Raw genomic sequence first — 7,331 nt, 5'->3', positions numbered from 1 at the left:
TGCTCCGGCGACTCGACCGCTTCGCCGGTCACCGTCGAGTACATCGCCACCCGGCCCGCCAACGGCCGAACGGAGGAGGACAGTTCGACGACCTCATCGCGGACCGCGTCCATGTACGCCGAGTGCGAGGCGTAGTCGACCGGAATCCAGCGGGCCCGGACACCCTCGCGCTCACACCCCTCGACCACGGCGGCCAGCGCCCCGGTGTCCCCGGAGAGCACCACACTCGACGGGCCATTGACCGCCGCCAGCGACAACCGCTCGTCCCCCGCCACCAGTTCGGCCGCCCGCTCCGCGCCCAGGCCGACGGACAGCATCCCGCCACCCGTCACGCCCCTCAGGGCCCGGCTGCGCAGTACCACCACCCGGACGGCGTCCTCCAGGGACAGCAGCCCGGCCACATGCGCGGCGGCGATCTCGCCCTGCGAGTGCCCGATCACGGCCGCCGGCCGAACCCCGCACGACTCCCACCACCGCGCCAGACCCACCATCACCGCGAACAACACCGGCTGCACCACGTCGACCCGCTCCAGCAGCGCACCCGAACCGTCCCGCAACACCTCCAGCAGCGACCAGTCCGTCAGCGGATCCATCACCCCCGCGCACTCGTCCATCGCGGCGGCGAACACCGGTGACGCGTCGAGGAGTTCGAGGGCCATCCCCGCCCACTGCGACCCCTGACCCGGGAACACGAACACCGCGCCCGAACCCGACACCGCAGCCGACTCACCCCCGGCCACCTCACCAAGGCGGTCGACGAGTTCCGCCAGATCCCGCCCGGACACCACCGCCCGGTGCTCCAGCGCCGCCCGCCCCGAGGCGAGCGTCCGCGCCACCGCCACCGGATCGGCCTCCGGACGATCGGCCAGCCAACCACGCAGCCGCTCCACCTGCCCGCGCAGCGCCGCCTCGGACCCCGCCGACAGCACCCACGGCACGACCCCATCGACATCCGCCGGCGCCTCGGTCCCCGCGTCGGCCGGGGCCTCCTCCAGGATCACGTGCGCATTGGTGCCGCTGATCCCGAAGGAGGACACCCCGGCCCGGCGGACCCGCTCCCCGCCCGTCGGCCACGGCACCTCGCCCGTCAGCAGCTCGACCGCGCCCGCCGACCAGTCCACGTGCGGCGACGGCGCGTCGACGTGCAGCGTCCTCGGCAGCACGCCGTGCCGCATCGCCATCACCATCTTGATCACACCCGCCACACCCGCAGCCGCCTGGGTGTGACCGATGTTCGACTTCACGGAACCGAGCCGCAGCGGCTCACCGGCCCGCTCACGCCCGTACGTCGCCTGGAGCGCCTGCGCCTCGATCGGGTCGCCCAGCGGGGTACCCGTCCCGTGCGCCTCCACCACGTCGACATCCGCCGCAGCCAGCCCCCCGCTCGCCAGCGCCGCCCGGATCACCCGCTCCTGCGACGGACCGTTCGGCGCCGTCAGACCGTTGGACGCGCCGTCCTGGTTCACCGCCGAACCGCGCACCACCGCCAGCACCCGGTGCCCGTGGCGCACCGCGTCCGACAGCCGCTCCACCAGCAGCAGGCCCACGCCCTCCGCCGCGCCCATGCCGTCGGCCGACGCGGCGAAGGCCTTGCTCCGCCCGTCCGGTGCCAGGCCGCGCTGGCGGGAGAACTCCACGAAGAAGTCCGGGGTGGACATCGCCGTCACCCCGCCGGCGAGGGCGAGGTCGCACTCCCCGGACCGCAGCGCGTTCGCCGCCAGGTGCAGCGCCACCAGCGAGGACGAGCACGCGGTGTCCACCGTCAGCGCCGGGCCCTCCAGCCCGAACGTGTAGGCGACGCGGCCCGAGGCGACGCTCGTGGCGTTTCCGGTGAGCACGTGCCCTTCGACGCTGGAGGGCATCCCGCCCGTCGCGTAGTCGTGCCCGGCCATTCCGGCGAAGACGCCGGTCCGGCTGCCGCGCAGCGAGCGCGGGTCGATGCCGGCCCGCTCGAAGGTCTCCCACGCCGTCTCCAGCAGCAGGCGCTGCTGCGGGTCCATCGCCAGCGCCTCGCGCGGCGAGATCCCGAAGAACTCGGCGTCGAACTCCGCCACACCCGACAGGAATCCACCGCGGCGGACGTAGCTCTTCCCGGACGCCTCCGGGTCGGGGTCGAAGAGCCCGGCCACGTCCCAGCCACGATCGCCCGGGAAGGCCCCGATCGCGTCGCCGCCTGCGGCGACCAGCTCCCAGAGGTCCTCCGGCGAGGCGACACCGCCCGGGAAGCGGCAGCCCATGCCGACGATCGCCACCGGTTCGTCGGCGCGGACCGCCGTGCTCACGGCGGGCGGCGCCCCGGCGGACACGGTGCCGCCCTGGGCGGCCGCGGCGAGGAAGCCCGCGAGCCGGGCCGGGGTCGGGTGGTCGAAGACCAGGGTGGACGGCAGCCGCAGACCCGTGGCGCCGTTGAGCCGGTTGCGCAGCTCGACACCGGTCAGCGAGTCGAAGCCGAGCTCCTTGAAGGCCGTCTCGGGGCGCACGCTCTCCGCCGAGTCGTGGCCGAGCACCACGGCCGCCTCCGTCCGCACCAGGCGCAGCGCGAGGTCGACGCGCTCCTCGGCCGAGGCGCCGGCCAGCCGGCGGGCCCACGGCAGGGCGCCGTCGGTGGCCGCCGCGCGGCGCGGGGACGCCGGACCGGCGAGCGCCCGCAGCAGCGGCGGCACGGGGCCGGTGGTGGCGCGCAGCGCGGCGAGGTCCAGCCGCGCCGGGACGAGGGCCGCCTCGGGGCGCTGCCACGCGGCGTCGAACAGGGCGAGCCCCTGCGGCGTCGAGAAGGGCAGCAGCCCGCCGCGGGCGAGCCGCTTCAGGTCGGCGGCGGCGAGGTGTTCGGTCAGTCCGGTGCGCTCGGCCCACAGGCCCCAGGCCAGGGAGGTGGCCGGCAGGCCCCGGGCGCGGCGGTGGTGCGCGAGGGCGTCGAGGTAGGCGTTGGCCGCGGCGTAGGCGGACTGGCCGGGGGTGCCGAGGACGCCGGCGGCCGAGGAGTACAGCACGAAGGCGGACAGTCCGGCGTCCCGGGTGAGGTCGTGCAGGTTGGCGGCGGCCACGGCCTTGGCGTCCAGGACGCGGTCGACCTGCTCCGGCGTCAGCGCGTCGACCAGCCCGTCGTCGAGCACGCCGGCCGCGTGGACGACGGCGGTGAGCGGGTGCTCGGCGGGGATCGCGGCGAGCACCCCGGCGAGGGCCTCGCGGTCGGCCGCGTCGCAGGCCTCGATCCGCACCTCGGCGCCCCGCTCGACGAGTTCGGCGGCCAGGTCGGCCGCGCCGGGGGCCTCCGCGCCGCGCCGGCCGAGCAGCAGCAGGTGCCGGACGCCGTGCCGGGTGACCAGGTGGTGGGCGAGGTGGCGGCCGAGGGTGCCGGTGCCGCCGGTGATCAGCACCGTCCCGTCGGCGGCGAGCGGCTGGGGCAGGGTCAGCGCGACCTTGCCGATGTGCCGGGCGCGGCTGACGAAGCGCACCGCCTCGCGGGCGTGGCGCAGGTCGAAGGTGCGGACGGGCAGCGGTCGCAGGGCGCCCGCCTCGAAGAGCGCCACGAGTTCGGCGAACAGTTCGGCGATCCGGTCCGGGCCGGCGTCGATCAGGTCGAACGCCCGGTAGCGGACGTCCGGGCGGTCGGCCGCGACGGCCTCCTGTCCGCGCACGTCCGTCTTGCCCATCTCGACGAACCGGCCGCCGTCCGCGAGCAGCCGCAGCGAGGCGTCCACGAACTCCCCGGCGAGCGAGTTCAGGACGACGTCGACGCCCCGGCCGCCGGCGGCCTCGGCGAAGTGCCGCTCGAAGGCGGTGTCGCGGGAGGAGGCGATCCGGTCCTCGGGCACGCCGAGTCCGCGCACGACCGGCCACTTGGCGGGGCTCGCGGTGGCGAGGACCGTGGCGCCCCAGTGCCGGGCGAGCTGGACGGCGGCCATGCCGACGCCGCCCGCCGCCGCGTGGACGAGGACGGTCTCGCCGGGCCGCAGCCCGCCGAGGTCGCGCAGCCCGTACAGCGCGGTCAGGAAGACCACCGGCACGGAGGCCGCCCGGGCGTACGACCAGCCGGCGGGCAGGCGGGCCAGCAGGCGGTGGTCGGTGACGGCCAGCGGGCCGAAGGCGCCGTCGAACAGGCCCATCACCCGGTCGCCCGGCGCGAGCGTGGTGACGCCCGGTCCGACCTCGGTCACGACGCCCGCCGCCTCGGCGCCGACGACCGCGCGGCCGGGGTACATGCCGAGCGCGATCAGCGCGTCGCGGAAGTTCACGCCGGCCGCGCGCACCGCGACCCTGACCTGCCCGGCGGCGAGCGGTTCGGCCACGGCCGGGTGATCGACGACGGCGAGGGCGTCGATGGTGTGCCGCGGGCCGGACTCGACGCGCCAGTGCGCGGGCCCGTCCGGCAGCACGAGCGCCCGGTCGGCGCCGGCGCGGACCAGCCGCGGGGTCAGCACGGTGCCGTCCCGGACGATCGCCTGGGCCTCACCGGACGCCAGGACGGCGCGCAGCAGGTCCACGGGGAGCGGGGGGCCGGCCCGGTGCGGGTCGTGGTCGAGGTCGACGAGGACGAAGCGGTCCGGGTGCTCGGTCTGGGCGCTGCGGACGAGGCCCCAGACCGCCGCGTGCGCCGGCTCGGGGACGTCCTCGGAGGGGTCGGAGGCGATCGCGCCCCGGGTGACGACCACCAGCCGGGCGGCGGTGAGGCGTTCCTCGGCGAGCCAGCCGCGGAGGGCGCCGAGGACGGTGTGGACGGCGGCCCGGACGGCTTCGGGCCCGGTGCCGTCCGCCGGCGGGCAGGGCAGGACGGCGACGTCGGTCCCGGCCTCGGCGGCCGCGGCCGGGTCGGAGTGGGCGGCGAGGCCGTGCTCCGGGAGGGCCCGCAGGTCCGGAGAGGGCGTGCCGAGCAGCGTCCAGCGCTGCTGCGGGTCGGGCCCGGACTCGGGCAGGGCCACCTCCGTCCAGTCCACCCGGTGCAGCCAGGCCGGGTCGGCGGCGGCCGGACCGGCGAGCCGCCCGGGAGCCAGTGGCCGCAGCACGAGCGACTCCGCGCGTACCACGGGCGAGCCGCCGCGGTCGGTGGCCAGCAGCGACACCGACTCGCCGCCGGTGCGGCGCAGCCGCACCCGCAGGGCGGTGACGGGCTCGGCGGTCGGCTCCCTGGTCACCCCCGCCCAGGCGAAGGGCAGCAGGGTGCTGCCCGAGGCCTCCACCGCGTCCAGCGCGGTGAGGTGCAGGGCGGCGTCCAGGAGCGCGGGGTGCAGGTGGTGGCCGTGCGCGTCCGGTGCTTCCGGTTCGCCCGATCCGCCCGATCCGCCCGGGAGTTCGACCTCGGCGAACAGGTCGTCGCCGTGCCGCCAGGCGGCCCGCAGGCCCTGGAAGGCGGGGCCGTAGTCGTAGCCGAACTCTGCCAGGCGCTCGTAGAGGGTGTCGGTGTCGACGGCCTCGGCCTGCGGGGGCGGCCACGGGAGGAGGTCGTCGGCGACCGCCTGAGGCGGGGTGGAGGAGAGGCTGCCGGTTGCGTGCCGGGTCCAGGGCTCGTCCTCGGGGGCGCCCTCGGGCCGGGAGTGGACGGCAAGGGCCCGGACACCGGTCGCGTCGGGCGCGGCGAGTGCCACGTGCAGCCGCACTGCGGCCTGTTCGGCCAGCACGAGCGGCTCGTGCAGGGTGAGTTCGTCGACCACCGGGCAGCCGGCCTCGGCTCCGGCCCAGACCGCGAGGTCGAGGAGGGCGGTGCCCGGGACGAGGACGGTGCCGTGCACGGCGTGGTCGGCGAGCCAGGGGTGGGCGGGCACGGACAGCCGGCCGGTGAACGACATCCCGCCGTCCTCCGGCGAGCGGACGGCGGCGCCCAGCAGCGGGTGGCCGGCCGCCACGAGACCGAGGTCGTGCGCGGCGCCCGCGACGGGCGGGGCGTCGAGCCAGTAGCGGCGGTGCTGGAAGGCGTAGGTCGGCAGGTCGGCCTGGGGACCGGCGGGGAGCAGGGTGGTCCAGTCGACGGGCAGGCCGGCGACGAAGGCGGCCGACAGCGCCGTCACCAGACGCGCGGGACCACCCTCGTTGCGGCGCAGGGTCTCCAGGACCACGGCGCCCGGGACCTCTTCGAGCTGATCCGCGACCGGGACGACCAGCCCCGGGTGCGGACTGCACTCCACGAAGGTGGTGTGCCCACCCGCGAGGGCCGCGCGCACCGCCGCGTCCAGCCGGACGGTCCCGCGCAGATTGTCGAACCAGTACGAACCCGCCAACTGCTCCGGCGACTCGACCGCTTCGCCGGTCACCGTCGAGTACATCGCCACCCGGCCCGCCAACGGACGAACGGAGGAGGACAGTTCGACGACCTCGTCGCGGACCGCGTCCATGTACGCCGAATGCGAGGCGTAGTCGACCGGAATCCACCGCGCCCGGACACCCTCGCGCTCACACCCCTCGACCACGGCCGTCAGCGCCCCGGTGTCCCCGGACAGCACCACGCTCGACGGCCCGTTCACCGCCGCCAGCGACAATCGCTCATCCCCAGCGACAAGTTCGGCCGCCCGCTCCGCGCCCAGACCGACGGACAGCATCCCGCCACCCGTCACCCCACGCAGCGCCTGCGAACGCAGCACCACCACCCGGACCGCGTCCTCCAGGGACAGCAGCCCCGCCACATGCGCGGCGGCGATCTCACCCTGCGAATGGCCGATCACGGCCGCCGGCCGAACCCCGCACGACTCCCACCACCGCGCCAGACCCACCATCACCGCGAACAGCACCGGCTGCACCACGTCCACCCGCTCCAGCAGCGCACCCGAACCGTCCCGCAACACCTCCAGCAACGACCAGTCCGTCAGCGGATCCATCACCCCCGCACACTCCTCCACCGAGGCCGCGAACACCGCGCTGGAGAGCAGCAGTTCGGCCGCCATCCCGGCCCACTGCGACCCCTGCCCCGGGAAAACGAACACCGCGCCCGAACCCGTTACCGCAGCCGACTCACCCCCGGCCACCTCACCAAGGCGGTCGACGAGTTCCGCCAGATCCCGCCCCGACACCACCGCCCGGTGCTCCAGCGCCGCCCGCCCCGAGGCGAGCGTCCGCGCCACCGCCACCGGATCGGCCTCCGGACGATCGGCCAGCCAGCCACGCAGCCGCTCCACCTGCCCGCGCAGGGCCTCAGCCGATCGCGCCGAAAGCGCCCACGGCACCACCGCACCCGTCCCTGCGGCCGTCACCGGCTCCGTCGGAACGCCCGCACGGTCAACGGAAGCGGGCTGCTCGATGATCACATGGGCGTTGGTGCCGCTGATCCCGAACGAGGACACCCCGGCCCGGCGCGGCCGGTCCGTCTCCGGCCACTCCACCGCCTCCGCCAGCAGCTCGACCGC

The 7,331-nt window shown here is 76.2% G+C and carries 1 protein-coding gene; it reads right to left on the bottom strand.

The genetic code is table 11. The features are described from left to right. A partial coding sequence (locus ABT093_RS40025; RefSeq protein WP_350572434.1) for an SDR family NAD(P)-dependent oxidoreductase occupies window positions 1-7,331 on the bottom strand: 7,331 nt, incomplete at both ends.

It is taken from the genome of Kitasatospora sp. NPDC002551, assembly GCF_040296005.1.
Lineage (GTDB): Bacteria > Actinomycetota > Actinomycetes > Streptomycetales > Streptomycetaceae > Kitasatospora.
Note: the sequence above shows the minus strand (reverse complement) of the source record. Positions and strands in the feature narration are given on the sequence as shown.